At 71.0% G+C, this 25,713-nt stretch carries 25 protein-coding genes; 17 read left to right on the top strand and 8 right to left on the bottom strand.

The annotated features are described in order from the left end of the window. Nucleotides 1-49: 49 nt before the first annotated feature. Nucleotides 50-859, bottom strand: coding sequence for a purine-nucleoside phosphorylase (locus AC07FN_RS19840; RefSeq protein ID WP_132485241.1), 810 nt, complete (start codon nt 857-859; stop codon nt 50-52). Nucleotides 860-938: 79 nt separating this feature from the next. Beyond that, nucleotides 939-2,630: a serine/threonine-protein kinase gene (locus AC07FN_RS19835; RefSeq protein ID WP_478396931.1), complete on the bottom strand. Its 1,692-nt coding sequence runs from the start codon at nt 2,628-2,630 to the stop codon at nt 939-941. A gap of 446 nt (nt 2,631-3,076) precedes the next feature. Here AC07FN_RS19835 and mbhE point away from each other — a divergent pair, with 446 nt between their 5' ends. The 11 genes from mbhE to AC07FN_RS19780 all read left to right on the top strand — a co-directional run bounded on the left by mbhE (nt 3,077) and on the right by AC07FN_RS19780 (nt 13,689). Further along, complete coding sequence (mbhE, locus tag AC07FN_RS19830; RefSeq protein ID WP_478396930.1) at nt 3,077-5,449, top strand: hydrogen gas-evolving membrane-bound hydrogenase subunit E; 2,373 nt, start codon at nt 3,077-3,079, stop codon at nt 5,447-5,449. After that, nucleotides 5,446-5,991: an MnhB domain-containing protein gene (locus AC07FN_RS19825; RefSeq protein WP_358579380.1), complete on the top strand. Its 546-nt coding sequence runs from the start codon at nt 5,446-5,448 to the stop codon at nt 5,989-5,991. Before mbhE ends, AC07FN_RS19825 begins: the two co-directional genes overlap by 4 nt. Further along, nucleotides 5,988-6,419 carry a Na(+)/H(+) antiporter subunit C gene (locus AC07FN_RS19820; RefSeq protein ID WP_478387917.1) on the top strand — a complete coding sequence of 144 codons (432 nt, stop codon included), beginning with the start codon at nt 5,988-5,990 and terminating at the stop codon, nt 6,417-6,419. Before AC07FN_RS19825 ends, AC07FN_RS19820 begins: the two co-directional genes overlap by 4 nt. Nucleotides 6,420-6,624: 205 nt before the next feature. Further along, nucleotides 6,625-8,160 carry a Na+/H+ antiporter subunit D gene (locus AC07FN_RS19815; RefSeq protein ID WP_478396929.1) on the top strand — a complete coding sequence of 512 codons (1,536 nt, stop codon included), beginning with the start codon at nt 6,625-6,627 and terminating at the stop codon, nt 8,158-8,160. Next, nucleotides 8,153-8,704, top strand: coding sequence for a Na+/H+ antiporter subunit E (locus AC07FN_RS19810; protein ID WP_478396928.1), 552 nt, complete (start codon nt 8,153-8,155; stop codon nt 8,702-8,704). The genes AC07FN_RS19815 and AC07FN_RS19810 overlap by 8 nt, the downstream gene beginning before the upstream one ends. A 2-nt stretch (nt 8,705-8,706) precedes the next feature. Beyond that, nucleotides 8,707-8,973: an MrpF/PhaF family protein gene (locus tag AC07FN_RS19805; protein WP_478396927.1), complete on the top strand. Its 267-nt coding sequence runs from the start codon at nt 8,707-8,709 to the stop codon at nt 8,971-8,973. Next, the gene (gene mnhG, locus AC07FN_RS19800) at nt 8,970-9,317 is read left to right on the top strand and encodes a monovalent cation/H(+) antiporter subunit G (RefSeq protein WP_358579390.1); all 348 of its coding nucleotides are present in this window, start codon (nt 8,970-8,972) and stop codon (nt 9,315-9,317) included. The genes AC07FN_RS19805 and mnhG overlap by 4 nt, the downstream gene beginning before the upstream one ends. Before the next feature lie 152 nt (nt 9,318-9,469). Next, complete coding sequence (locus AC07FN_RS19795) at nt 9,470-9,751, top strand: hypothetical protein (protein ID WP_452637231.1); 282 nt, start codon at nt 9,470-9,472, stop codon at nt 9,749-9,751. 488 nt (nt 9,752-10,239) lie between these two features. Beyond that, nucleotides 10,240-11,490, top strand: coding sequence for a M20 family metallopeptidase (locus tag AC07FN_RS19790; protein ID WP_478396926.1), 1,251 nt, complete (start codon nt 10,240-10,242; stop codon nt 11,488-11,490). Further along, a complete protein-coding gene (locus AC07FN_RS19785) occupies nt 11,487-12,878 on the top strand; it encodes an amidohydrolase (protein ID WP_478396925.1) in 1,392 nt (463 codons plus the stop codon). Before AC07FN_RS19790 ends, AC07FN_RS19785 begins: the two co-directional genes overlap by 4 nt. A gap of 142 nt (nt 12,879-13,020) precedes the next feature. Continuing rightward, entirely contained in the window at nt 13,021-13,689 is a 669-nt protein-coding gene (locus AC07FN_RS19780; RefSeq protein ID WP_478396924.1) for a hypothetical protein, read from the top strand. An 11-nt stretch (nt 13,690-13,700) separates the two neighbouring features. Here AC07FN_RS19780 and AC07FN_RS19775 read toward each other — a convergent pair whose 3' ends face one another. Further along, nucleotides 13,701-15,176 (bottom strand): FGGY family carbohydrate kinase, encoded by a 1,476-nt coding sequence (locus AC07FN_RS19775; protein ID WP_478396923.1) that lies wholly within the window; start codon nt 15,174-15,176, stop codon nt 13,701-13,703. 158 nt (nt 15,177-15,334) lie between these two features. Between AC07FN_RS19775 and AC07FN_RS19770 the strand changes: the two genes are divergently transcribed. Then, nucleotides 15,335-16,048, top strand: a complete 714-nt coding sequence (locus AC07FN_RS19770; protein WP_132485263.1) for an HAD family hydrolase — start codon at nt 15,335-15,337, stop codon at nt 16,046-16,048. A 34-nt stretch (nt 16,049-16,082) separates the two neighbouring features. After that, nucleotides 16,083-17,525, top strand: coding sequence for an FGGY-family carbohydrate kinase (locus AC07FN_RS19765; protein ID WP_478396922.1), 1,443 nt, complete (start codon nt 16,083-16,085; stop codon nt 17,523-17,525). Here AC07FN_RS19765 and AC07FN_RS19760 read toward each other — a convergent pair whose 3' ends face one another. Then, the gene (locus AC07FN_RS19760; protein ID WP_478396921.1) at nt 17,526-18,308 is read right to left on the bottom strand and encodes a nuclear transport factor 2 family protein; all 783 of its coding nucleotides are present in this window, start codon (nt 18,306-18,308) and stop codon (nt 17,526-17,528) included. 63 nt (nt 18,309-18,371) lie between these two features. Here AC07FN_RS19760 and AC07FN_RS19755 point away from each other — a divergent pair, with 63 nt between their 5' ends. Next, nucleotides 18,372-19,349, top strand: a complete 978-nt coding sequence (locus tag AC07FN_RS19755) for a helix-turn-helix transcriptional regulator (protein ID WP_478396920.1) — start codon at nt 18,372-18,374, stop codon at nt 19,347-19,349. Between the two features lie 10 nt (nt 19,350-19,359). Here AC07FN_RS19755 and AC07FN_RS19750 read toward each other — a convergent pair whose 3' ends face one another. Together AC07FN_RS19750 and AC07FN_RS19745 are read right to left on the bottom strand one after the other, a co-directional pair. Next, nucleotides 19,360-20,145 carry a DeoR/GlpR family DNA-binding transcription regulator gene (locus AC07FN_RS19750; protein WP_452618639.1) on the bottom strand — a complete coding sequence of 262 codons (786 nt, stop codon included), beginning with the start codon at nt 20,143-20,145 and terminating at the stop codon, nt 19,360-19,362. A gap of 80 nt (nt 20,146-20,225) precedes the next feature. Beyond that, complete coding sequence (locus tag AC07FN_RS19745) at nt 20,226-20,678, bottom strand: gamma-glutamylcyclotransferase family protein (RefSeq protein WP_132485273.1); 453 nt, start codon at nt 20,676-20,678, stop codon at nt 20,226-20,228. A 224-nt stretch (nt 20,679-20,902) separates the two neighbouring features. Here AC07FN_RS19745 and AC07FN_RS19740 point away from each other — a divergent pair, with 224 nt between their 5' ends. The 3 genes from AC07FN_RS19740 (at nt 20,903) to AC07FN_RS19730 (ending at nt 24,104) form a co-directional block, all read left to right on the top strand. Then, nucleotides 20,903-22,306, top strand: coding sequence for an NAD(P)H-quinone dehydrogenase (locus tag AC07FN_RS19740; protein ID WP_478396919.1), 1,404 nt, complete (start codon nt 20,903-20,905; stop codon nt 22,304-22,306). Nucleotides 22,307-22,440: 134 nt separating this feature from the next. Next, on the top strand, nt 22,441-22,839 hold the full coding sequence (locus tag AC07FN_RS19735; protein ID WP_478396918.1) for a thiol-disulfide oxidoreductase DCC family protein: 399 nt from the start codon (nt 22,441-22,443) through the stop codon (nt 22,837-22,839). Between the two features lie 236 nt (nt 22,840-23,075). Continuing rightward, nucleotides 23,076-24,104 (top strand): tetratricopeptide repeat protein, encoded by a 1,029-nt coding sequence (locus AC07FN_RS19730; protein ID WP_478396917.1) that lies wholly within the window; start codon nt 23,076-23,078, stop codon nt 24,102-24,104. A 47-nt stretch (nt 24,105-24,151) separates the two neighbouring features. Here the strand turns inward: AC07FN_RS19730 and AC07FN_RS19725 are convergent, their stop codons facing one another. Continuing rightward, the gene (locus AC07FN_RS19725; RefSeq protein ID WP_478396916.1) at nt 24,152-24,829 is read right to left on the bottom strand and encodes a flavin reductase family protein; all 678 of its coding nucleotides are present in this window, start codon (nt 24,827-24,829) and stop codon (nt 24,152-24,154) included. Nucleotides 24,830-24,880: 51 nt separating this feature from the next. Then, nucleotides 24,881-25,567, bottom strand: coding sequence for an MBL fold metallo-hydrolase (locus tag AC07FN_RS19720; RefSeq protein WP_478396915.1), 687 nt, complete (start codon nt 25,565-25,567; stop codon nt 24,881-24,883). Nucleotides 25,568-25,713: the final 146 nt, after the last annotated feature.

The raw sequence follows: 25,713 nt of genomic DNA, 5'->3' as shown, positions 1-25,713 counted from the left end.
TCATCACGCCGACTTCAGCACCTGGCCACGCGCGAGGCAAGAGCCGCGCTCACGCCGCCTCGACCAGCGAACGCAGCAGCTTGCCCATCCGGCTGGCCGAGGCGCGACCGGCGTCCAGGACCTCCTGGTGGTTCAGCGGCTGCCCGCTCAACCCGGCGGCCAGGTTCGTCACCAGCGACAGCCCGAACACCTCGGCGCCCTCGGCGCGGGCCGCGATGGCCTCCAGCACGGTCGACATCCCGACCAGGTCGACGCCGAGCCCGCGCAGCATCCGGATTTCCGCCGGCGTCTCGAAGTGCGGGCCCGGCAGACCGGCGTACACGCCTTCCTCCAGCGAGGGATCGATGCTGCGGGCCAGCTCCCGCAGCCGCGGCGAGTACAGGTCGGTGAGGTCCACGAAGTTCGCGCCGACCAGCGGCGACCGCGCGGTCATGTTGACGTGGTCGCTGATCAGCACGGGCTGACCGACCTGCATGCCCTCGCGGATCCCGCCGGCGGCGTTGGTGAGCACGACCGTCCGGCAGCCGGCGGCGATCGCGGTCCGCACGCCGTGCGCCACCGGATCGATGCCCTTGCCCTCGTACAGGTGCGTCCGCCCGAGCATGACCATCGCCCGCTTGTCGCCCACCTGCAGCGACCAGATCTTGCCGCTGTGCCCGATCGCGCCCGGCGCGGCGAAGCCTGGCAGGTCGGACATGCTCAGCTCGGTGGTGGGCCGGCCGATCTCCTCGGCGGCGGGTTGCCAGCCGGAACCGAGCACGACGACCAGGTCGTGGCGGTCGGTGCCGGTGATCTCGGCGAGCTTGGCGGCGGCCGCCTGCGCAGCGGCGGAAGGATCGGAAGCAGTCGTAGAGGTCACGGCCGCGCAGCTTAGTCCGTACCAGGCCGGGACGAAGCCCGTTCAACACCGCACGAGCACGTGGAACCCGTTTTCACGGCTAGCTGGTCTGCAGGCTGCCCTGGATCTGGTCGAGTTCGCCGTTCGGCGCCTGGCTGCCCGGCACGGTCACCCGCACGATCCACAGGTCGTTGCCGTGGCGGGTCAGCTCCGCCGCGGTGCTGACCCGCCGCTCCGGGTCCAGCTGGCTGAACCTGGACTTCTCGGCCGTCGTGTACGCCAGCCGCTGCCGGTTGCCGCCGTCGGGGGAGCTGGACTGGATGGTTACCTTGTGATCCTGGCCCGCACCGGACTTCCGCAGCTCGTTCTCGTAGTCCGAGAACTCGTAGCCGGCGCCGAAGAAGCTGCCGTAGCGCTGGACGGCGATCTCGGTGGTGCCGTCCGGGGACACGAAGGACACGACCGCGCTGTTGGCGAAGTCGTTGCGCTCGCTGATGAACAGCCGCCAACCGGGATCGCTCGGAGCCATGATGGTGAACTCGCCGCCGCTCGGTGCGGCGGTGTGCTTCGCGACGTTGCGGTGCTCGGCCAGGTTCAGGTGCACCGGCGGCGGTGCGGGCTCGCCCACCGGGCTCGCGGCTTCCGGCAGCACCGGCTTGCCCGCGATCAACCGGGTCGCGGAGAAGCCACCGGCGAGCGCGGCGGCGAAGAGCACGACCGCGGCGACGCCGAGTGCGAGCACCGCCAGCGGCGACCTGCGGCGGGGCTGTTGCGGCGGCTCCTTCAACGCGAACGGCGGCAGGCCGGGATTGCTTGCCAGGGGAGCCGAATCCAGCGCGGGCGCGGGCTTCGGCGCCGGCGGGGGCGACACCTGGTGCCGCACCTTCACCGTCGGCGCGTCCGGGTCCAGCAGCATCGAGAAGGGGCGGATGCCGGGCTCGGGCAGCAGGCGCTGGATCCGGCGGCGCGCCTCGGTCAGCGGCATCCGCTGCGACGGGTCCTTGACCATCAGGCCGCGGATGATGTCGCCGATCGGGCCGGGCCGGGTGGCCACCGGCACGGGGCCGCGCACCACCTCGGTCACGGTGGCCAGCGGGTCGTTGCTGACGTCGTAGGGCGTGCGCCCCTCGGCCGCGGCGAACATCGTCGCGCCGAGCCCCCACAGGTCGGCGGCGGCGGTCACGCCCTGGCCCGCGGCGACCTCCGGGGCGATGAACGCCGGGGTGCCGAGCAGGATGCCGGTGCTGGTGAGGGTGTGCTCGGCGATGTTGCGGGAGATCCCGAAGTCGCTGACCTTGATCCGGCCGTCGTCGCCGATCAACACGTTGCCGGGCTTGACGTCGCGGTGCACGATGCCCGCCCGGTGCGCGGCGTCCAGTCCGGAGGCGACGCCGTCGGCGATCATCGCGAGCTGGTGGTCGTCGAGCGCACCGTGCTTGCTGAGGATCGCGGCGAGGCTCTGCGACGGTACGAGCTCCATGACCACGAACGGTTCGCCGTTCTCACGCGCAACGTCGTAGAGCGTCACGACGTTGGGATGCGACAGGACGGCGATGGCGCGAGCCTCCCGGAGCGCGCGCTCGCGCAACTCGGCGGCCTCCTCGTCCGGCATCCCCGGCGGGAGCTTGACCTCCTTGACCGCCACCTGCCGCCGCAGCAGCTCGTCCGTGCCGGACCACACGGTGCCCATCGCACCGCCGCCGAGCTTGCCGTCCAAGCGGTACCGGTTCCCGATCAACCGCCCGGCGCCGGCCAGGGTGTCGGGTTCGTAGCTATCCGTGGGCACGGCCATATTTTCCATGGTCGACGGCTCGGCATTGGCGGAACCGGGGAGGATCGTTGCTCAGCTGCGATGATTACCGGACTCGCCGGGATGATCACCCGCAGTATTCGTATCGGCGTTACGAAAAGTGAACAATCCCACGCCGACGGTCGTCTCGGTGGCACCCCCGATGCCGCCAAAGGTCATTTCGTCGCAACGAAAAACGGCCTCCCATCGGCCAATATGCCGTCTGGAGCTGACTGGCCCGAACTAGGGCGTTTCGGATAAGTTGGGCTCCGATCGGACCTCGCTGTACATCGGTGGCCCGAGCCTTCCTCAAGCCGATACGCGCAGCGGTTGCACTGCCGCGACGTCGATCGTCGCGGTGCGGCTGCGTCAACGGTGACGAACAATCCCGGTGTTCGGGAATCGGCGGGTCCGGGTGACCACGACCAATCGTCGTCGAGGAGGTGCCCTTGCTCGCGTTCGTCATCGTGCACCTGCTGGTTGCTCTGGCGCTGCCGTTCCTCGCGCGGCGCAGCACCCGAGCCGCGTTCCTGACCGCGGCCGTCCCACCGGCCGCAGCGCTGGTCTGGGTGCTGGCGCAGGCGCAACCGGTGCTGACCGGGCAGGTGATCACCGAGACGGTCGCGTGGGCGCCGCTGATCGGGCTGGAGCTCAGCTTCCGGCTGGACGCGCTCGGGCTGCTGATGACGGTGCTGGTCGCCGGCATCGGCTCGCTGGTGCTGATCTACTCCGACGCGTACTTCAGCCGCGGCGGGGGTGACGCGCGGCGGTCCGCGCCGCTGCTGCTGGCGTTCGCCGGCGCGATGCTGGGGCTGGTCTTCGCCGACGACCTGATCACCGTCTACGTCTTCTGGGAACTGACCACGATCTGCTCGTTCCTGCTGGTCGGGCAGGCCGGGATCAGCCGCGAGTCGCGGCGGTCCGCGCTGCAGGCCCTGATGATCACCAGCCTGGGCGGACTGGTGATGCTGCTGGGCTTCGTCGTGCTCGGCGAGTCCGCGGGCACCTACCGGATCTCCGAGCTGATCGCGAACCCGCCCGGCGGCACGCCGGTCGCGGTGGCCGCGGTGCTGATCCTGGTCGGCGCGTTCACCAAGTCCGCGCAGGTGCCGTTCCACAACTGGTTGCCCGCCGCGATGGTGGCGCCGACGCCGATCAGCGCCTACCTGCACGCCGCGTCGATGGTCAAGGCCGGTGTGTTCCTGGTGGCCAGGCTGGGGCCGGTGTTCGCGGGCGTGCCGCAGTGGTGGCTGCCGACCGTGGTGTTCGGCCTGGCCACCATGCTGATGGGCGGCTGGCGGGCGCTGCACGAGTACGACCTGAAGAAGCTGCTCGCCTACGGCACGGTCAGCCAGCTCGGCTTCCTGATGGTGCTGCTCGGCACCGGCACCTACACCGCGGCGGTCGCCGGGACCGCGATGCTGCTGGCCCACGGCCTGTTCAAGGCGACGTTGTTCCTGGTCGTCGGCATCATCGACCACCAGACCGGCACCCGCGACATCCGCGAGCTGTCCGGGCTGGGCCGCCGGATGCCGTGGCTGGCGGTGATCGCGACGCTGGGCGCGGCGTCGATGGCGGGGCTGCCGCCGATGCTCGGCTTCGTCGGCAAGGAGGCGGCGTTCAGCGCCTACCTCGGCGGCTCCGGCCCGGATCCGCTGGTGGACGCGGTGCTGGTGGTCGGCTCGATGCTGACCGTCGCCTACAGCCTGCGGCTGTTGTGGGGCGCCTTCGCGGACAAGCGCGACATCGTGCCGACCGAGGCCAAACCGGCCGGTCTCGAGGCGCTGCTGCCCGCCGCGCTGCCGGCCGCCGCGGGCGTCGTCCTGGGCCTCAGCTACTCGGTCGTCGACAAGCTGACCAGCGCTTACGCCAGCGCTTTCCCGGTAGGGGCCGACCCGTACCACCTGGGGATCTGGCACGGCTGGACGCTGCCGCTGCTGCTGTCGGCGGTCGCCGTGACCGGCGGTGTCGCGCTGCACCTCGGACGCACCCGCCTCACCGCGCTGCGCAGCCGGTTGCCGCGGCCGCTGGACGCCCAGCGCGGGTACGAGCGGATCATGGCGCTGCTGGAGCGGGTCGCGGTCGGCGTCACCGGGCGCCTGCAGGTCGGTTCGCTGCCGACCTACCTCGGCATCATCCTGCTGACCGTGCTGGCGATCCCCGGTACGGCGCTGGTGATGCGGGCGACCGTGCCGGAGGACGTGCGCGCCTACGACAACCTCCTGCAGCTGCCGCTGGCGATCGTGGTGATCGTCGCGGCGGTCGCCGTGCTGCGCTCGCGGCGGCGGTTGACCGGGGTGCTGCTGGTCGGCGTCGTCGGCTACGGCATCGGCGGGCTGTTCATCGTGGACGGCGGCCCGGACCTGGCGCTGGCGCAGTTCCTCGTCGAGACGCTGACACTGGTGGCGTTCGTGTTCGTGCTGCGCCGGCTGCCGGTGCGCTTCACGCAGAGCGAAACCCCGACCACGAAGGCGCTGCGGCTGCCCAAGGCGATCATCGCGGGCGCGGCCGGCGTGTTCATCTCGCTGGCCGCGGTCATCTTCAGCGCGGCCCGCCAGGCGCCCCCGGAGGCCAGCGCCGAGTTCATCGCGAACTCCGAGAAGGGCGCCGGCGCGACCAACGTGGTCAACGCGATCATCGTCGACTTCCGCGCCTTCGACACCGTCGGCGAGATCGCGGTGCTCGCGGTCGCCGCGACCGGCGTCGCCAGCCTGCTCCTGGCCTCCCGGCACGAACGCCGGAAACGCAGCACCCGCGCGGCGACCATGCCGCGGATCAAGACCCCGACCCTGGCCAAGCAGCAGGAGGAGGTGCGCGAATGACCTCGCCGACGAAGCCGAAACCGGCCTGGACAGCCTGGGACGCCCCGAGCGAGCGGTGGCTGCTCTCCGGTTTTCCCCGCGAGGGGATGCAGCGGACCGTGCTGCTGGAGCTGGCGTCCCGGATCATCTTCCCGACGGTGCTGGTGCTGTCGATCTACCTGCTGTTCGCCGGGCACGACCGGGCCGGCGGCGGGTTCAGCGGCGGCCTGGTCGCCGGGCAGGCGTTCGTGCTGCGCTACCTGGCCGGTGGCCGGATGGACGACAGCGCGATCGTCTCGATGCGCCCGCCGGTGCTCATCGGCATCGGCCTGACCATCGCGACCACCTCCGCGTTCCTGCCGCTGCTGTTCGGCGGGCAGATCCTGGAGACTGCGATCTACAAGTTCGCGGTGCCGCTGCTCGGCGAGATCAAGTTCGTCACCAGCGTCCTGCTGGACACCGGGGTGTACGTCCTGATCGTCGGCGTGGTGCTGGACCTGCTGCGGACCCTGGGCGCGGGTATCGAAGCCGACGTCGAAGCGGCGGCCAGGGGGCAGCGATGACCATCAACCTGACCATGGCGGTCGTGCTCGCCGTGCTGTACTCGGTCGGCTTCTACCTGCTGATGCAGCGCTCGCTGATGCGGATCCTGCTGGGCATCGTGATCCTCGGCCACGGCTCCAACCTGCTGCTGCAGACCGCCGGCGGTCCGCCCGCCGGCGCCGCGATGATCGGCACCACGCCGCTGGACGAGATGGCCGATCCGCTGCCGCAGGCGATGGCCCTCACCGCGATCGTGATCACCTTCGCGCTGACCACCTTCCTGCTGGCGCTGGCGTACCGGTCGTGGACGCTGCTCGGCCACGACGAGGTCCGCGACGACGTGGAGGACCGGCGCATCCAGCGGATGGAACGCCGCCTGGCGGAATCCGAAGACGACAGCACCGAGGAACTGGCGAAGGAGGCTCGCGGGTTGGGGGCGGAACGGTGACGTCAGGCAAGCGGCGTAAGCCGCTTTCAACCACTTATGCAACTTGCACCGCCGCGGGTTCTCAGGGGTCGCCTCGCGAGGACAGCCCCGATGCCGCGTATTGGTCATACACAAATCGGGGATCCCACAGCGAGGCGGCGCTTGAGGTTCTGCCACCCGCACCGCTGAGCAAATCGACCCGAGCGGATATCAAGGAGGCCACTCAGTGACGGTCCTGGTGGCCCTGCCCGTTCTGCTTCCGCTGGCCGCTGCCGGACTGTCGTTGGCGCTGGGACGGTTCGCCGACATCCAGCGCGCGCTCGGGCTCATCGTCCTCGGCGGGATCATCGCCGACGCCGCGGTGCTGCTGTACGTCGCGGACCGCTACGGCCCGGTGGTGCTGCAGATGGGCGCCTGGCCGGCGCCGTTCGGCATCACCCTGGTCGCGGACCGGCTCTCGGCGCTGCTGCTGGTGGTCTCGTCGGTGGTGACGTTCGCGGTGCTGATCTACTCGATCGGCCAGCGCATCACCGACTACGGCAGGCAGCGCTCCAGCACCACGTTCCACCCGATGTACCTGATGCTGTGCGCGGGCGTGTCGCTGGCGTACCTCACCGGCGACCTGTTCAACCTGTTCGTCGCGTTCGAGATCATGCTGAGCTCGTCGTACGTGCTGATCACCCGGCGCACGACGGCCACCCGCATCCGCGCGGGCATGACCTACACGATCGTCAGCCTGGCGTCGTCGCTGCTGTTCATCACGATGATCGCGCTGGTGTACGCCTCCACCGGCACGGTCAACCTGGCCGACCTCGGGGAGAAGGTGCACCAGCTGCCGGACGGGCTGCAGATCGCCCTCGCGCTGCTGGTGGTGATCGTCTTCGGCGTGAAGGCGGCGATGGTGCCGCTGCACTTCTGGCTGCCGGACAGCTATCCGACGGCGCCCGCGCCGGTCACCGCGGTGTTCGCCGGCCTGCTGACCAAGGTCGGCATCTACGCGCTGATCCGCACCCAGACATTGGTCTTCAGCCATTCCGAGAGCTGGAACCTGATGCTGGGCATCGCGCTGATCACCATGATCGTCGGCGCGCTGGGCGCGCTGGCCCAGAACGACCTCAACCGGCTGCTGTCCTTCCTGCTGGTCAGCCACATCGGGTACATGCTGTTCGGCCTAGGCGTCTACGACGTGATCGGGCTGACCGGGGTGATCCTCTACGTGGTGCACCACATCACCGTGCAGGCCACGTTGTTCCTGGTCAGCGGGTTGATCACGCGGCACACCGGCACGGTGGCGCTGACCAGGATGGGCGGGCTCGCCAAGGCCGCGCCGCTGATCGCGGTGCTGTTCGCGCTGCCCGCGCTGAGCCTGGCCGGGGTGCCGCCGTTCTCCGGCTTCGTCGCGAAGCTGGCACTGCTGCAGGCCGGTGTCGGCGCCGGCACCTGGACCGCCTACGCGGTCACCGGCGGCGCGGTGCTGACCAGTCTGCTCACCCTCTACGCGATGGCGCGGGTCTGGACCCGGGCGTTCTGGGGCCAGGTCAAGGCGCCGGAGCCGGACCCGGATCCCACCGATGAGCTGGTCGTCGGCACGGCCACGTCGAACCGCCCGATGGTCGTCGCGACCGGCGTGCTGGTGGCGGCGAGCGTGGTGATCGCCCTGGTCGCGGGGCCGCTGGCCGACGTCAGCGGCCGGGCGGCGACGGACCTGATGCACGGCGAGACCTATCGGACCGCGGTGCTGGGAGGTGCTGCCGGTGAGTGAGCAGGCGATCAGCCGCCGGCGGCGGCTGCTGCAGCGGCTGCCGCTGGTGGCCTGGCTGACCCTGGTCTGGGTGATGCTGTGGGGCACCTTCGACCTGGGCACGTTGTTCTTCGGCCTGGTGGTGGCGCTGCTGGTGTCCACCATGTTCCCGCTGCCGCCGATCAACACCAACATCGTGGTGCGCCCGCTGCGGCTGCTGCAGCTCGTCGCCTACCTCGCGTGGGACCTGGTGAGCTCCACGGCGCGGGTGTCCTGGCAGGCGTTGACCCGCGGGCCGAACGCGAAGGCGGGCATCGTCGCGGTCACGCTGCGGACCGACTCCGACCACATCACCGCGATGGTCGCCAACGCGGTGTCGCTGGCGCCCGGCAAGTTCGTCCTGCAGATCGACCGGGTCAACCGGATCTGCTACGTCTACGCGCTCGGCATGCGAGCCGAGGACGTCGAGTCGGTGCGGCGCGAGGTGCTGGCCCTGGAGCGGCGGGTCGTGCAGGCGGTCGGCTCGGCGAACGAGGTGGCGCTGGTGAGCGGACAGGAGGGGTGAGCATGGCCTGGGTCTTCGCGGTCACCTTCGGCCTGCTGTGCGTGGCCGGCCTGCTGGTGGTCGTCCGGTTGCTGCGCGGCCGCACCACCCTGGACCGGATCGTGGCGGTCGACGTGTTCGTCACCCTGATCGTCGCCGGGACCTGCGTCGGCATGGGCTGGCTGGGCGACGGCTCGAACATCGCGTTGCTGGCCGCGTTCGCGCTGCTCGCGTTCATCGGTTCGGTCAGCGCGGCGCGGTTGATCGAGAAGAAGGAGCCGTACCGATGAGCTGGTTGGACGTGTTCTCCGCGGTGTGCCTGATCGGCGGCGCGTTGTCCTGCCTGCTCGGCGCGATCGGGTTGCTTAGCTTCCCGGACGTGACGGCGCGGCTGCAAGCGGCGACCAAGCCGCAAACCCTCGGACTGATCCTGATCCTGATCGGCACCGCGGTGCAGCTCGACTTCGTCTACGCCTCGGGGCTGATCCTGGTCGGCCTGTTCCAGATGCTCACCGCGCCGGTGCTGGCGCAGCTCGTGGGCCGGGCGGCGTACCGCGCGGACAGCATGGACCGGGATTCGCTGGTGGTGGACGAGCTCGGCGACCGCATCGAGCGGGAGCGCCGGGTTCGCTGACCCGTTCGGCACTGCGCCGATCCGGCACAAGTCGCGCATAGCTGGTCACTCTCGGCGTCTAATATGATCAAATGGACCTGCACGAGTGACCACGCAAGAGTTACCGCTGACGTGTGATCAACGAACGCGGCGTAGGAGGGTGTGGAGCCATCATGTGGCGGACCGGCCGCGTGTTAGCTGGCCTTGCGATCGCGTTGTTCCTCTTGGTGGCGCCACCCGCGCTGGCGGCGGGCGAGACCGCACCGCCCGGCGCGCCGGTCGTCGTGCTGGCCCAAGATCCGGGCCAGCAGCCGGCGCCGCCCGCTCAGCCGCCGGCCTACGACAAGCAGCGCCTCGCCATCGGTGCCGCCGGAGTGGTGTTGATCGCACTGGTGCTGTTATCCCGCAAGGCGCGCAAGAAGCCGGTCTTGTTCGTCACGTGGAAGAAGAAGTAGTCGCCGATAAAACCGGCAGCGTGGTCGGTTTTTACGAGATTATTTCGGTGCTAATTCTCGCCATGGACTAGACCTGACGCCGAACCTGTGGGATTTTCACAACTGACTGAGTGCGCGGACCACATCCCCCGCCCGGGTAACCACGGGTCCAGCGCGCCTGCGACGGGGTAGTAGCCCCCCACTGACGTGGGCCGGCACCGGGAAGCCCCCCGACCGGTGCCGGCCCACACCTTTTCCTGGTACGGCCTGCGCGGCAGGCACTCCTCGACTTCCGGATGCGGTCACGCTGTGGTGTCGTGATGGTCGGCTTCGTCGCCCGGTTTATCAATCGAAAGTGTGAGGAATAGGTTAGTCGGCTCCGGTCGATCTCCAATTTCTTCGGTTCCGCCGAATCCGAACCACCCGTTCGTCGCAGTGTGACGACCGGTGGGCTCCCGGCCTCGCGCCAGGCCCGCGCCGGCGATCCGGATGATGCAGGATGGGCGCAAATGAGTACCGCTCCACATCCCGCCGCCGATCGTTCTGCCGCAGCGCGCGCCCACTGCCGCGACCGGGTGCAGCACCACGAAGCGGAGCTGGTCGAGCTCTCCCGGAGCATCCACGCCGAGCCGGAGCTCGCGTTCGCCGAACACCGCAGCGCCGCCAAGGTCGCGGACCTGCTCGCCCGGCACGGCTTCGCCGTCCGAACCCCGGTCGCCGGCCTCGACACCGCGCTCGTCGCCGAGTCGGGCAGCGGCGAACTGGTGGTCGGCATCTGCGCGGAGTACGACGCGCTGCCGGAGGTCGGCCACGCCTGCGGGCACAACATCATCGCCGCGGCCGGAGTCGGTGCCGCGCTCGCGCTGGCGGGGATCGCCGACGACCTCGGCATCACGGTGCGGCTGATCGGCACCCCGGCCGAGGAGACCGGCGGCGGCAAGGTGCTGATGCTGGAGCGCGGCGTCTTCGACGGCGTCGCGATGGCGATGATGGTGCACCCCGGCCCGGAAGAGGTCTGCCGGCCGACCTCGCTGGCCATCACCGATCTCGAGGTCCGCTACACCGGCCGCGCGGCGCACGCCGCCGCGGCCCCGGAACTAGGCGTCAACGCGGCCGACGCGTTGACGGTCGCGCAGGTCGCCATCGGCCTGCTCCGGCAGCACCTCGAGCCCCGGCAAATGGTGCACGGTATCGTTACCGCAGGTGGCGCGGCGCCGAACATCGTTCCCGCGCACACCGCGGCGGTCTACAACCTGCGTGCTGCCGAAGCGCGCTCCCTGCAGCGCCTGGAGAACCGCATTCGGGCCTGTTTCGAGGCGGGCGCGACGGCGACCGGATGTGAGCACGAAGTCGTGCAGATCTCCCCGGTGTACGCGGAGTTGAACCCCGACGGCTGGCTGTCGGAGGTGTACGGCCGCGCGATCACCGAGCTCGAGCGTGAACCGCTCGACCGGGGCGAAGAGCAGGGCCCGGTAATCGGCAGCACCGACATGGGCAACGTGACCCAGGCCTTGCCCGCGATCCATCCGATGATCGCGGTGGACTGCGGCGACGCGGTCAACCACCAGGAGGAATTCGCTGCGGCCTGCGCGACACCGACCGCGGATCGCGCGGTGCTCGACGCAGCCTTGGCGATGGCCTGGACCGCAGTGGCCGCTGCTTTGGACGGCGCGCAACGCGATCGCCTGCTGGCGGCCGCGCGCGACCGGTCGGCTCGGAGTTCGTCGGAACAGATCTGCACGTCGGGAGGCGTGGCGTGACCGTGGTGGATTCTCGTGGCCCGGACCCGGGTCAGTCCCCGAACGGCGGTTCGGTGGCGGAAGACGTGGATTGGGAAGTGGCGGAGCGTTCCGCCGTGGCCCAGGGCACTCTCGTGGCGGCAGGTGCGGACGGGCCGAGTGCGCCCATCGGCAGCACCATGTCCAGCGTGGGGTCCGGTGCGGAATCCGCCGTGGTCGACCTCGGCGCTGGTCGTGGGCCATCCTGGCTGGATGCCTGGCTGGACGCCAACGCGCATCGAGTGGTGGCCTGGCGGCGGCACATCCACGCCTACCCGGAGCTCTCCCGTGCCGAGCACGAGACCACCGCGTTCCTCGCCGAGCGGCTCACCCGGGCCGCCCTGCGCCCGCGGATGCTGCCGGTGGGCACCGGCCTGGTCTGCGACATCGGGGAGGCGCGGCCCGGCCAGCGCACCGTGGCGCTGCGGGCCGACATCGACGCGCTGCCGCTGAGCGAGACCACCGGACTGCCCTATGCCTCCACAATGGACGGAGTCGCGCACGCCTGCGGGCACGACGCGCACACCACGGTCGCGCTGGGCGCCGCGCTGGCGCTGGCCGTCGCGCCGAGCCTGCGCGGCCGGGTGCGGATGGTCTTCCAGCCGGCCGAAGAGGTGATGCCCGGCGGCGCCCTGGACGTGCTGGCCGCCGGTGCTCTCGACGACGTGGACCGGATCTTCGGGCTGCACTGCGACCCGCGCCTGCTGGTGGGGCAGGTCGGAACCCGGGTCGGGGCGATCACGTCCGCGGCCGACCTGCTGGAGCTCCGGCTGACCTCGCCGGGCGGGCACACCTCGCGCCCGCACCTGACCGCGGACCTGGTGCACGCGCTGGGCACCGTCATCACGGGCCTGCCGACGCTGCTGTCGCGCCGCGTCGATCCGCGCACCGGAACCGTCCTGACCTGGGGCGCGGTGCACGCGGGCGAGGCGCCGAACGCCATTCCGCAGGACGGCGTGCTGACCGGGACGTTGCGCACGGGCGACCGCGACACCTGGGCGAAGCTGGAGCCGTTGGTGCACGAGCTCGTGCACAACCTGCTGTCGCCGCTGGGCGTCGGGTTCGACCTGCAGCACCGCCGCGGCGTGCCGCCGGTGGTGAACGACGCGGAGAGCACCGAGCTGCTGCGGGCCGGGATCGCGGCCGGCCTCGGCGAGGACGCCCTGGCCAGCACCCCGCAGTCGTCCGGCGGCGAGGACTTCGGCTGGTACCTGGAGCACGTGCCGGGCTCGTTCGCGAGGCTGGGCGTCCACTCCGGGGTGGGCCGGGTCAAGGACCTGCACCAGCCGACGTTCGCGCTGGACGAGCGGGCCCTGTTCGTGGGCATCCGAGCGATGGTGAACACCGCCCTGATCAGCCTGGAGCGCTGAGAGCGCAGCCGTCCGGCGGGCACTGCCCGCTGGACGGCCGGATCAGCAGGCTCCTGCACGCGGTTCGCGGCCGAGTCCACCCGAATGAGGTGTATCCGCTCGCTGCTGTATCTGTTCGCGGGGTTCCCGCCTCTTTAATGGCATGACCGCGAACATCATCTCTCCCGAAATGCGGCCGCCGGTGGCCGTCGAATCCGACGTGCCGGGCGGCTGGCCGAAGTCCTCGCTGCACGGTGCCATGACCCGCCGCGACGCGGAGCAGGCGCTCGGTCGTGCGGAGGTTGCGGCCGGACTGGCCGCAGGCGACTGGGTGGAGCCTTGGTACGGGGTCGTCGTCCCGGTCACCCGCGTCCACGACCCGCTGACCCGAGCGGCGGCCGCGCTGCTGCGCGCCGGGCCGCACGCCGTGCTGTCCGGCGCCACCGCAGTGGCGATGCACGGCTGCGATTTCGCCGCCGGCGGCGTGGTGCACGTGACCATTCCCTACGACCGAGAGCTCCGGTCCCAGCCGGATCTCGTCATCCACCAGGCCTGGGTCAGGGAGTGTGACGTCGTCGAGCTCGACGGGCTGCGCACCCAGGCGCTGGACGTCGCCATCTGCGAACTGCTGTGCACCGGCGAGCAGCGGTCGGCGCTGGACTGCCTGGAGCAGGCGCTCGCCCAGCTCGGTGAAGCCGCCGAGCGCTTCCGGGCGCTCGTCGCTGAACGGCTCACCCGGCGCAGGGATCGCCGGGGCACCCGGCGAGCCACGGCCCTGCTCCAACTCGCGTGGTCCAGGCCTCGCGGCGTGCTGGTCGGAGGTGCGCGATGAGCAGCCGAACGTCAGTCCGCGCGCCGGAACCAACCGGCGGCCTGGGCGGATTCGCGCACCTCGACGAAACGGGCGTATGCGTCGTCGTACAGCGCGCGGTTGCTCTCGGTCGGCCTCAACGGTTCGGACGTGCCGACCAGCTCGCGGGCGACGTCGGTGATGTCGCGGCCCGCCAGCAATGCGTGCGCGGTCACCGCCGCGCCCCGCGCCCCGGCCTGCTCGTCGGTGGTGCGCACGACCGGCAGGCCGGTGACGTCCGCGATCACCTGGCGCCACAGCGGGTTCGCCGACCCGCCGCCGGTGAGCCGCAGCTCGGTGGGCTGCGCGGTGCTGGCGACCAGGCAGTCCCGGATCACCATGGCCAGCCCCTCCAGGCACGCCCGGGCGATCTCGGCGGGGCCGTGCTCCAGGCTCAGGCCCTGCAGGCTGCCGCGCGCGGCCGGGTCGTAGAAGGGCGCGCGCTCACCGCCGAGCGAGAGGTAGGGCAGCATCAGCAGGTCCTTGCTGCCCGGCTCGGCCTGTTCGGCGAGCTCGGTGAGGTTCTCCGGGTTGGGCAGGCCGAGCATCCGGCAGGCCCATTCGACGACCTCGGTCCCGGCGAGCGTGGCGCTGGCGAGCATCCAGCGGCCGGGCACCGGGGTGCGCAGCGACATGCCGACGGGAGCGCGCTCCAACCGGGGCTCGTCGCTGATCACCTCGGTGCAGATCGTGGTGCCGAGGATGGTGCAAGCCTGCCCGGGCTCGGTCACGCCCGCGCCGATCGCGGTGGAGATCACGTCGTAGGCGCCCAGCACGACCGGCGTGCCTTCCGCAACGCCCAGCCGCTCGGCCGCGGACCGCTGCAGCGGCGCGATCCGCTGCGCGCCGTCGACGGCGTCGGGCAGCAGCCGCTGCGCCCAGTCCAGGCCGAGTTCGCCGAGCACCGCGTCGGAGTAGAGCCCGGTCCGCGCGTCGAGGAACGGGTTGGAGGCCTCGGAGACGTCCCAGGCCAGGCGGCCGGTCAGGCAGTTGAACAGCCAGCCGCCGCAGGTCAGCACCTTCGCGGCGGTGGCGATCCGATCGGGCTGGTGCTCGGCGAGCCAGCTGAGCTGCGCGTGCGGCAGCCCGGCGAAGCCGACCGAGCCGTTGATCTTGAACAGCTCGGCGAGCAGCCCGGAGTCGCCCCAGTTCGCGGCGATCGCCGAGGCGCGCGCGTCGTTCCAGAGCAGCGCGGGACCGGTCGGCCGGCCGGCCTCGTCGACGAGCCAGCAGCCGTCGCCCTGCGCGGTGATCGCCAGCGCGACGACTTCGGCGCGGAGCTCGCGGACGAGTTCGGCGACTGTGTCGGCGACGGCCGACCAGACCTCGGGCATGTCCTGTTCGGCCCAGCCGGGCCGGGGGCGCTCGACCCGGGTTGGCCGGCGGACGACCGCGAGCTCGGTGCCATCCGAGGCGTAGGCGACGCTCTTCACCACCGAGGTGCCGGCGTCGATGCCGATGGTGATCACGGACGTGTCCTCCTGATCCCGCCTGCCTGGTCGATCCGGTCGGCCCGACCCGAGAACATCACAACATTTGGTGTTAAAAATTTCAAGATAGATGTTATGTTTGCGATGGGATGTGACACCAAGGTCCCGGTTGCGGACCACGACCGGAAGGACGCCACGTGCCGCCTCAACCCAGCCCCGGCTCGGAGAACGACCGCATCGACCTCGTGCTGCTCGACGTCGGCGGCCCCATCTACGACGACAAGGCCTACCGCGACGCGCTGCTGCGCGCCGCGCGAGAGCTGGCGGCCGAAGACGGCCGGAGCGTCGACGAAGCCGAGTTCCAGCAGGTCTACGACGAACGCCGCCAAGCCCAGGGCGGGTCCCTGCGCACCGCGGTCGCCGAGCGGTTCCTGACCGCGCAGGACCGGCAGCGGCTTTCCGACCGCGCCGAGCGCTACTGGGAGTACCCGCCATCGGCGCTGCACGCCGACGTGCTCCCGACGCTGCGCGAGCTCGCTGGCCGCTACAAACTCGCGGTCGTGGCGAACCAGCGAGCGGTCGTCGTGGACGCGCTCCGCCGGGACGGCGTGGCCGACTTCATCGACATCTGGGCGGTTTCGGAGGTCGTCGGCGCGGAGAAGCCGGACCCGCGGATCTTCCAGCACGCGCTGCGGGAGGCCGGCGTCGAGCCGAAGAACGCGGTGCACGTCGGCAACCGGCTCGACACCGACGTGCGCGGCGCGCACCGGGTCGGGCTGCGCACGGTTTGGGTGGTGCGCGGCGAAGCGCCGCCGGAGCCCACGCCGGAGCAGCTCGCCGAGCCCGATGTGGCGGTGTTCTCGCTGGCCGAATTGCCCACCGCGCTGGAACGCCTGCAGGGGGCCGAATGAGCGAACAACTCTCGAAAACGCTGGAGGCTTGCCGATGACCGAGCTCGTCGCGGGCGTCGACGTCGCGACCGCCAACGTCCGGGTGCAGATCCACGATCCGGCGGGATCGGTGATCGCCGCGGCGTCCCGGCGGCTGCCGCAGCCGGTGCGATCATCGGGTGGACGCTCCGAGCAGGACGCGACCACCTGGTGGCCCGCGGTGCGCGACAGCCTTGCCGAGTGCGCGGCCGCTTTGGGTTCGCGCAGCAGCGAAATCCGCTCGCTGGCGATCTCGGCGACGTCGGGCACGGTCGTTCCGGTCGACGGTGACGGCGAGCCGCTCGCGGCGGCGCTGATGTACGACGACCGGCGTGCCGATGCGGAAGCCCGGATCGCCGCCGAGGTGGGTGCGAGCCGCTGGCGGCGCACCGGCATCACGCCGTCGGCGGGCTCCGGCCTGGCCCGGATCGGCTGGCTGGCGCGACACCTTCCGGACGGCACGGCGCGGGTGTGCCACACGCCCGACGTCATCGCCTGGAAGCTCGTCGGGCATCCGGTCGCCACCGATTCCAGCCACGCGCTGAAGAGCGGCTACGACGCGGTCGACGGCGAGTGGGCCACCGAGGCGTTCGACGCCTTGGGCGTGCCGGGTGGGCTGCTTCCGGAAGTCGTGCGCCCGACGGCGGTGCTGGGCGCCGTCGATGCGAACGCCGCAGCGCAGACCGGACTCCCGGTCGGCTGCGAGGTGCGTGCCGGGATGACCGACGGCTGCGCCGGGCAGCTGGCCTGCGGAGCGGTCGACGTCGGGCAGTTCGTGACGGTCCTCGGCACCACCCTGGTGCTCAAGGGGGTCTCCAAGGAGCTCGTGCACGATCCGGCCGGTGCGGTGTACAGCCACCTGCACCCGGAGGGGATGTGGCTGCCCGGCGGCGCGGCGAACATCGGCGGCTCGGCGCTGTCCGATGTGGACCCGGCAGAGCTGTCGAGCCTGGACGCGGCGGCGACCGAGCGCGGACCGGCGAGCGTGGTCGGCTACCCGCTGCGCGGCGAGGGGGAGCGGTTCCCGTTCCTCGCCGCGAACGCCACCCGGTTCACGCTCGGCACGCCCGCGGACCGGGTCGACGAGTACCGCTCCCGCCTCGAAGGCGTCGCCTTCTGCGAGCGGCTCGCGCTGGAGCGGCTAGCCGAGCTCGGCGCGCCGGCAGAAGGCGCTGTGCGCACCGCCGGCGGCGGAGCCCGCAGCATCGCCTGGTGCCAGATCAGGGCGTCGGTGCTGGACAAGCCGGTGCTGCGCGTCCAAGGCGCGGGGACGGCGTTGGGCGCGGCGCTGCTGGCGGCCAGCGGTTCGACCTACCCGAACCTGAGCACCGCGGCGGCGGAGATGGTGCCCGGTGGCGAACTCGTCGAGCCGGTGCGGGCTGAAGTGCGGCAGCTGGACGACAGCTACCAGCGCTTCCTCGACGAGCTCCGCGCCCGTGGCTGGCTCCCCGCGGCCTGATCAGGAGCCGGAGAGGGCTTCCGCGACCGTGAGGCTGTCTTCGTAGACGGCGTAGCGCGTGATCAGGCCGTCCTCGACGATCAGGTGCAGCGCGCAGAGCGCGGTGTACGGCTTGCCGGTGGCCTTGGTCGTCTGACGGATGTCGCCGAGCACAACCGCCTCGTTGCCGTCCACGAGGACCCGCGGCGCGGGTCCGGTCGCCTCTCCTGGCACGTGGAATTCGGCGATCATGCGGAAGTGCTCGGCGACGTCCGCCCTGGTCGAGCGGGGACGGATCCAGGGCACCGCCGGGTGGCCGTCGGCGGGCCAGTCCAGCACCCAGTCGACGCGCTCGGCGAACAGGTCGGCGATCCGGTCCGGGTCGCCGGCGGCGAGCCTGCGGAGGAAATCATCCACAGTGGACCGGGTGTCTCCGGTCGGCACGGTGAACTGGTGGTCAGACCGGATCCGCCCGTCCGGGCCGAGGACGACGACTGCCCGGCCGGTCCAGGCGATGTCACCGCCTCCGGCGGGCACCATGTGCGTGGTGAAGGTGATGATGTCGTGGTGGCCGCTGACGTCACCCGCGGCCCGGAACGCGAAACCGGCGTCCCGCACGAACTCCTCGTGGGCCGCGGCGATCCGGCCTTCGAGCTCGTCGTGGCCCCGGAACTGCGCCGACTCGATCACCTCGACGCCGTCCTCGGCCCAGAGGGAGGCGATGGCGCTGCGCCGGGCGACCGGGTCGGGCTCGTTCCACACCGCGACGTAGCGCTCGACGAACTGGCCGATGTCGATGTTCATGCGCGGACGCTATTCGGGCTTCCCTGACATCTCCTGTCAGTGGATCTCGGCAGACTTCCGCTCATGCGCGCGAGCCGGCTGGTATCGATCCTGTTGCTGCTGCAGACCAGGCAGCGGATGACGGCGCAGGAGCTGGCCGACGAGCTGGAGGTATCGGCGCGAACCATCTACCGCGACGTGGAATCCCTCAGCGCGGCGGGCGTGCCGCTCTACGGCGAGCCCGGCCACGAGGGCGGGTACCGCCTGCTCGAAGGCTTCCGAACCAAGCTGACCGGCCTGACCGCCGGCGAGGCAGAGTCGCTGTTCCTGACCGGGCTGCCCGCGGCCGCCGCCGAGCTCGGACTGGGTGCCGTCGTGACCGCGGCCCAGCTCAAGCTCAAGGCGGCCCTGCCCGCTGAGCTGCGCGATCGCGCCGAACGGATCACCGAACGGTTCCACCTCGACGCCCCGGCGTGGTACCGAGGCGCGGACCGCACGCCGCACCTGACCGAGGTCGCCGACGCGGTCTGGAACAACAGAGCGGTGCGGATGCGCTACCTGCGCTGGGCCGAACCGCACGAGACGACCCGGATCGCGCACCCGTACGGGCTGGTCCTGAAGGCGGGCCGTTGGTACCTCGTGGCCGGGGCGGCCGGGCTGATCCGCACCTACCGCATCTCCCGGATCGTCGACCTGCACGTCCTCGACGAGCGCTTCTCCCGGCCGGCCGGCTTCGACCTGGCCGCCCACTGGCAGGCGTACCTGGAGCAGTTCGATGCGCGACGACACCGGGGTGAAGCGACGATCAGGCTTTCCCCGCACGCCCTCGGCCGGCTGCCGCACCTGGTGGAGCCGGCCGTGGCGCGAGCGGCACGGCGAACCGCGGAAGCCCCTGACGCCGCCGGCTGGACCGAGGTGACGATCCCGATCGAGTCCGTCGACCAAGCCCTCCCGGAGCTGCTCAAACTCGGTGCCGACGCCGAAATCCTCGCCCCGGCCGAGCTCCGGGAACGGCTCACCACGACGCTCGACGCCCTGAACCGCATCTACGGCACGGCATGAACGCCGGTGATCAGCCGTCGGCGACCTCCAGCGCCACGCCCGCCGCCCGCAGTTCGTCGCGCAGCGATGCCGGGGTTCCCGCGTCGACCACGACGACGTCGAACTCGGTCAGCGGCGCGAGCTCGTGCACGGCGCGCCGGTCGAACTTGGAGTGGTCCAGCAGCAGCACGCGCTTGCCGGTGGTCTCCATGAGGGCGCGCTTGACCTGGATCGTCTCCTGCGAGCGGTGCAGGCAGTGCCCGTCGACGACTGCCGTGGTCGACATGAACAGCACGTCGGAGCGCATCGTGCGGGCCATGCCCGCGGTGTGCAGGCCGAGGAACGCGTCGTAGGACGGCTGGTAGTCGCCGCCGAGCCCGATCAGGTGCAGCCCCGGTTCGCCGCTGAGCAGGTTGATCACGGACAGGAAGTTCGTCACGACGGTCAGCGGACCCAGCGGCGCCAACTGCTCCGCGACCGCGAGCGCGCTGGTGCTGTCGTCGAGCGCGACGACCTGACCGGGGGAAACGTGCCGGATGGCGTGCTTCGCGATGCGCGCCTTCTCGTCGGCCGCGTCGGCGATCCGGGCCCGCACCGAGGTCTCCAGCAGCGCGGTCGGCGTCGACGTCGCACCGCCGCGAACCTTGCGCAGCCAGCCCTGCTGTTCGAGGACGTCCAGGTCGCGGTGGATGGTCATCCCGCTGACCCCGTGCTCGGCGGCCAGCGCCTCGATGCGGACGAACCCGCTGGCCAGCACCTCTTGGCGGATCTGCTCGCGCCGGTCCTGCTGGTTGACCGGCGTGCCTGCGTCGACCATGGACCTCCTCACCTCGCGCGTGCAACCGGAGTGATTATCACACGAGAGACGTGATATTCGGTCCGGATGTCACGCGGGGTTCACGGGCCGACGTTGTGGCACGGGCGTTTGCGCAGCTTCTCGACGTAGTCCTCGGGCGCCCCGGCAGCTTCGGCCGCATCGGCCATCACGCCTAGATAGCGCGCCGACGGCAGCCCGCCTTCGTAGGCGTCCAGCACGTACAGCCAGGCCAGCGCCGATCCGTCCAGCGTCTGCACCCGCAGCCGTAGCTTCTTGTGCATGCCGAGCTCGGCGCCTTCCCAGTTGTCGAGCTGCTGCTCGTCCTCCGGGCTGACGTCGTAGAGCACCGTGAAAACCTGGGAGCCCGGCTGCTCGACGATCGTGGCGAGGGCCCCTTCCCAGCCGTAGTCCTCGCCGCCGAAGGTCAGCCGCCAGTCCACCAGCCAGCCCGTTCCCGCCATCGGGGAATGCGGGGCGCGCTTCATCATCTGGGCCGGGTCCATGTTGGACCCGTACGCGGCGTACAGAGGCACGCCCAACAGGGTAGCGATCGACAGCCCGGGTGGCGGTGCGGACTACGTCACGAATGTGGGTGGGGGTCCCGGCCCGGGCGTACCGCGCGGCCCTGTCCGGAACGCCCGGAGTGGTCTGCGCCACGATGGTCAACTCGCGCGGCACCACCCGAAATGCCTGGACTCGTCGCAGCGTACGGTGAGTTCGGCGCCCACAAGGCAGGCGGACCGAGGAGGAGCGCGAAGTGACCCGCATCGTGATCATGGGAGGCGGCCCCGCGGGCTACGAGGCGGCGCTGGTCGCGGCTTCGAACGGGGCGGATGTCACGCTGGTCGAGCCGGAGGGCCTCGGCGGTGCGTGCGTGCTCTACGACTGCGTCCCGTCGAAGACCTTCATCGCGTCCGCCGGCGCGCGCTCCGCGTTCCGGGACGCCCGTGAGCTGGGCATCCGCACCAAGACCGAGGACTCCGACGTCGACGTCGCGGTGGTGCACGGCCGGGTCAAGGGCCTCGCGCTCGCGCAGTCCGCCGACATCCGCTCCAGGGTCCGCCGCGAAGGCGTGAAGATCCTGCCGGGCCGTGCGCGGTTCACCAACCCGACCAAGGGCATGGCGGTCCACCACATCGGGGTCGATCTCGCCGACGGCAGCTCCGAGGAGCTGTCCGCCGACGTCGTGCTGATCGCCACCGGCGCCACGCCCCGGATCCTCAAGGACGCCGAGCCCGACGGGGAGCGGATCCTGACCTGGCGGCAGCTCTACGACCTGCCCGAACTGCCCGAGCACCTGGCCGTGATCGGCTCCGGTGTGACCGGTGTGGAGTTCGCCTCCGCCTACACCGAGATGGGCGTCAAGGTCACCATGATCTCCAGCCGCGACCGGGTGCTGCCGCACGAGGACGCGGACGCCGCGGCGGTGCTGGAAGAGGTGTTCGCCGAGCGCGGTACCGAGGTCGTCAAGCACGCCCGGGCCGAGAAGGTGGAGCGCACCGACTCCGGGGTGCTGATCCACCTCGCCGACGGGCGGCAGGTCGAGGCCAGCCACGCGCTGATGACCGTCGGCTCGGTGCCCAACACCACCGACATCGGCCTGGAGCGGGTGGGGATCGAGCCCGACCGCGGCGGCTACATCCCGGTCGACCGGGTGTCGCGGACCTGCGTGCCCGGCGTCTACGCGGCCGGCGACTGCACCGGTCTGCTGCTGCTGGCTTCGGTGGCGGGCATGCAGGGCCGCATCGCGATGTGGCACGCGCTCGGCGAGGGCGTCACGCCGATCAAGCTCAAGACCGTCGCGGCGAACGTCTTCACGCACCCGGAGATCGCCACGGTCGGCATCAGCCAGCAGGCGATCGACTCCGGGGAGGTGCCCGCGCGGACCGTGACGATGCCGCTGGCGACCAACCCGCGGGCGAAGATGGAGGGCCTGCGGCGCGGCTTCCTGAAGGTCTTCTGCCGGCCGCAGACCGGTGTGGTGGTGGGCGGCGTCGTGGTGGCGCCGAACGCCAGCGAGCTGATCCTGCCGATCGCACTGGCGGTGCAGAACCAGGTGACCGTCGACAACCTGGCGAACACCTTCTCGGTGTACCCGTCGCTGTCGGGTTCGCTGACCGAGGCCGGCCGCCTGCTGATGCGCCACGACGACCTGGACTGACCCGCGCTGGCCGGCTGATCCGTCGGCCCGAACGCCGGCGCAAGCCTCGCGAGGCGGTTCACCGTGTGCCGACCGCCTGGCCGCGTCCATTGTTGGAGGCGACCGGCGGACCGGCGGAAAGGGGCGTGCGAGGCATGGCAGACCTGCCGGTGCTCATCTACGACGGCGACTGCGGATTCTGCACGCGCAGCGTGCGGCTCGCGGAGCGGCTGCCGGTGCGCATGCGCATCCTGCCGTGGCAGGAGGCAGATCTCGCCGCACTGCGGACCACATCGGACCGGGCCCGGCACGAGGTGCTGTGGGTGGCCAGGTCGGGCCGCGTGTTCGGCGGCGCGGCCGCGGTCGCGGAGCTGCTCAAGAACTGCCGCACGCCGTGGCCGGTGCTCGGTCTGCTCATGTCCGCCCCGGTGCTGCGGCTGCTGGCGGAGTGGGCTTACCGATGGGTCGCGGCGAACCGAGACCGGCTGCCGGGCGCCACCCCGGCCTGCCAGCTGCCGCCTGCGGAGCGTCCCGGCCATTCGGCTCGTTCCTGACCGCCGCCGACCTCGGCCAAAAGTACTAGAAGCGCTGCCTCCTTACTGGCCGATCGGTTGACCCGGCCTGCCAATTCGGCCGAGCCGCCGACCCCTCGCGACGCAATAGCTTTGGAGTCGTTCGGGGGTTCGGAGTGGCCCGCCCTCCGCTTCAGGGGATCGGCGGAGGGCGTGGCCGCAAATCAACTTTGGTGCGTCTTGAGCACCAACGCGGTGGAAAGGCCAGGTGGCTCGAGATGTACGGCAAGGCATTCGCTCCGGAGTACCAGGGGAAGCTCCGAGACATGTCGGTGAACGCGGCCCTCGGGGATGTGCTGGCGGCAGCGTTGGAGCGCGAGTCCCAGGCGGCGGAGGAGGGCGTCGGCCTGGCGCTCGCCCAGGCGCGGCTGGCGGTCGCGGAGGCGTACCGGCGCCTCGGCCGGCTCGACGAGGCGGATGCGGCGTGGCGGGCGAGCTACCGGACGGCCCGCAGCGCGGGGGAGCGGGGCGCGATGGCGTGGGCGCTGTGGAGCGGCGGCACCCTGGCCCGGCAGCGCGGGCAGATGGCCGCAGCGGTGCGATGGCTCAGCTACGCACGGGACCTCGCGAAGCAGTCCGGTGAACTGATCGCGTACGGCTACTCGGTCGCCGGGATCGCCGAAACGCTGCGGATCCGCGGGGATTACGAGGAAGCGCGCGAGCTGCACGTGCAGCTGCTGGCCGAGGCCCGCAAGCGGGGCGAGTGCCGGCACACGGTGTGGGCGCTGGAGGGCCTGGCGCAGCTCGACCGCAACGCGGGCGACCTGGGCTCCGCGTGGGAGCGGTTCGCGGAGGCCGCCGAGATCGCGGAGGAAGGCGGGGACGAGCGCGGCCTGGCCTGGGCCCTCAGGGGGATGGCGGACGTCATGTCGTTGCGCGGGGAGCACGACGAGGCGCTGCAGCTGTTGTCGCGAGCCGAGAGGATCTGCCGCCGGATGGACCTGGCCAGCGCGCTGGCCTACAACCGCAAGATGCGTGGCAACGTCCTCTTTCGCGCGTGCTGGTACGGGGAGGCCGCACGCACGTACCGGGACGCGAAGCAGATGTTCCAGTCCATCAACGAACCGCGCGGCGGCGCGCTGGCCGAGCTGGGTCTGCTGAAGAGCCTCGACAAGCTGGGGCGGCCGCGTCCCGCCACCGAGCACGACCTGTGCGCCTTGCGGGACCGGTTGGACAGCCGGGAACTGCGGCACACCAGGCGAATGGTGGAGGAGGCGATCAGCGAAATGGCGGAGATCGCAGCCTGAGCAAGCGCCTTCGGCGCGCAGCCGCTCGAGCCCGGCCGAACAGCGGCCTACACCGACGCTGTCGCGTCCTTCGGGCGCGGGGTCTGGGAACGAAAGCTGTGCCCCAGTTCCCGGCCGAGCCCGAAGTAGTGGCGGAAGTTGTAGATCAGGGGACTCCACGCCGTCGGGTCGATGTGGTTCGTGCCGGCAACGACGATGCGCGGATCGCAGTGCACCCGCAGAATCTGCGCCTCGATGATGCGGAAGCTTCCGGTCGCATCGGCTCGAACCCGCGTTGCGCGGGCCTCCAGCTGAACCGGGCACTCGGCGACGCGGGGCGGGCGCACCAGCTCCGAAGGCTCCGGGCGCAGCCCGGCGGCACCGAACTTGTCCGGTTCGAAGCGGAACACGCCGCGCTTCTGGTCCGGAACCGGGTTCCGGCCGGTCAGGGGTGCGAGGCGTTCAACCGCGGGCCACTGCTCGGGCGACGGGAAGTTGATCACGAGGTCGGGCCGGGCTTCGAGGTTGGACGCGGTGTGGGAGCCGCCGCCCATCCCGAGGACCATCACGTCGCCGAGGGCCCAGGCGGACGACATCGGCGCGAGGTTCGCGGTGCCGTCGGAGTTCTCGGTCGACAGCAACGCCACCGGCGTTCCGAAGTACAGGACGCTCGGCGCGATGGTCACGTGGTCGGCATCGGCACCGCTGCTGGTTCGGATGTCATTGCTGGGCGACGTGGTTTCCATGGGTGAAACGGTAAGGAGGTGTTGCTTCGGTGAGGAGCGAAGTGTTGTGGACTACGCCGTGAGTTGCTTCGCCGCCGTGCGAAGCCCGGAGCCGGCGTTGCCGATGATCGGCTCCCCGTGGCCGAAGCAGGCGACCTCGGTGTCGAGTTCCGCGAGGCGGTGGAACGACTCGATGGTTCGCGCGCGATCAACGTTGAACGTGCCGAGCATCAGCCGGCCGACGTTGGCGATGGTGTCTCCGGTGAAGAGAATTCGGCTCTTTGACAAGTAAACAGCGATGCTTCCATCGGTGTGCCCCGGGATGGGGAGAACCCGTGCGCCACCGCCGAAGTCCAGCACGTCGCCGTCGGCGAGCTCCTGGTCGACCGGGCAGGGCGGCGGAGGCGGGAGAGTCGGAGCGATGCGCGCGAAGCGGGGACGTTCCCAGTCGAGCAGCACCGGATCGGCCTGCTTCCGCTCGCCGCGCACGACGGGCGCGTCCGCGCCGTGGGCCAGCACGGGCGCGCCGGTCGCGGCACGGAGTTCGGCCGCGGAACCGGTGTGGTCCTCGTGCCCGTGGGTGATGACGATCCGGTCGAGCTCGGCGTCCAGTTCGGCCAGCAGCCCGGTGACGGCCGGGCCGGACCCGGCGATCCCGGTGTCGATGAGGGTTGCCGAGCGGCCCTCGCGCAACAGGTACGCCTGCCCGAACTCGAGCTGCAAGAAGTACAGGTTCGGCACCACTTCGGTCACGCCCATGCCGTCAACGTAAGGCACTTCTCGGTCGGCTCCCGCTGCTTTCGTTGCGGGCGAACAGGTTTGAAGCGCGAACCGAGGCGCAGCACGTGCGCTGCGAAAATCGGCGCGACATCAGTCGGGGCGGTCCGTTATCCTCGGCGCATGGC

This window comes from Saccharopolyspora sp. NPDC045941 (assembly GCF_056431445.1).
Note: the sequence above shows the minus strand (reverse complement) of the source record. Positions and strands in the feature narration are given on the sequence as shown.

What these genes read in the sequence shown, in the direction of transcription:
- AC07FN_RS19805 (WP_478396927.1), top strand. Translation starts at nt 8,707, where the DNA reads ATGGCCTGGGTCTTCGCGGTCACCTTCGGCCTGCTGTGCGTGGCCGGC.
- AC07FN_RS19725 (WP_478396916.1), bottom strand. Translation starts at nt 24,829, where the DNA reads ATGGAAACCACGTCGCCCAGCAATGACATCCGAACCAGCAGCGGTGCC.
- AC07FN_RS19790 (WP_478396926.1), top strand. Translation starts at nt 10,240, where the DNA reads ATGAGTACCGCTCCACATCCCGCCGCCGATCGTTCTGCCGCAGCGCGC.
- AC07FN_RS19765 (WP_478396922.1), top strand. Translation starts at nt 16,083, where the DNA reads ATGACCGAGCTCGTCGCGGGCGTCGACGTCGCGACCGCCAACGTCCGG.
- AC07FN_RS19735 (WP_478396918.1), top strand. Translation starts at nt 22,441, where the DNA reads ATGGCAGACCTGCCGGTGCTCATCTACGACGGCGACTGCGGATTCTGC.
- AC07FN_RS19780 (WP_478396924.1), top strand. Translation starts at nt 13,021, where the DNA reads ATGACCGCGAACATCATCTCTCCCGAAATGCGGCCGCCGGTGGCCGTC.
- AC07FN_RS19760 (WP_478396921.1), bottom strand. Translation starts at nt 18,308, where the DNA reads ATGAACATCGACATCGGCCAGTTCGTCGAGCGCTACGTCGCGGTGTGG.
- AC07FN_RS19720 (WP_478396915.1), bottom strand. Translation starts at nt 25,567, where the DNA reads ATGGGCGTGACCGAAGTGGTGCCGAACCTGTACTTCTTGCAGCTCGAG.
- AC07FN_RS19795 (WP_452637231.1), top strand. Translation starts at nt 9,470, where the DNA reads ATGTGGCGGACCGGCCGCGTGTTAGCTGGCCTTGCGATCGCGTTGTTC.
- AC07FN_RS19835 (WP_478396931.1), bottom strand. Translation starts at nt 2,630, where the DNA reads ATGGCCGTGCCCACGGATAGCTACGAACCCGACACCCTGGCCGGCGCC.
- AC07FN_RS19730 (WP_478396917.1), top strand. Translation starts at nt 23,076, where the DNA reads ATGTACGGCAAGGCATTCGCTCCGGAGTACCAGGGGAAGCTCCGAGAC.
- AC07FN_RS19750 (WP_452618639.1), bottom strand. Translation starts at nt 20,145, where the DNA reads ATGGTCGACGCAGGCACGCCGGTCAACCAGCAGGACCGGCGCGAGCAG.
- AC07FN_RS19825 (WP_358579380.1), top strand. Translation starts at nt 5,446, where the DNA reads ATGACCTCGCCGACGAAGCCGAAACCGGCCTGGACAGCCTGGGACGCC.
- mnhG (WP_358579390.1), top strand. Translation starts at nt 8,970, where the DNA reads ATGAGCTGGTTGGACGTGTTCTCCGCGGTGTGCCTGATCGGCGGCGCG.
- AC07FN_RS19755 (WP_478396920.1), top strand. Translation starts at nt 18,372, where the DNA reads ATGCGCGCGAGCCGGCTGGTATCGATCCTGTTGCTGCTGCAGACCAGG.
- AC07FN_RS19820 (WP_478387917.1), top strand. Translation starts at nt 5,988, where the DNA reads ATGACCATCAACCTGACCATGGCGGTCGTGCTCGCCGTGCTGTACTCG.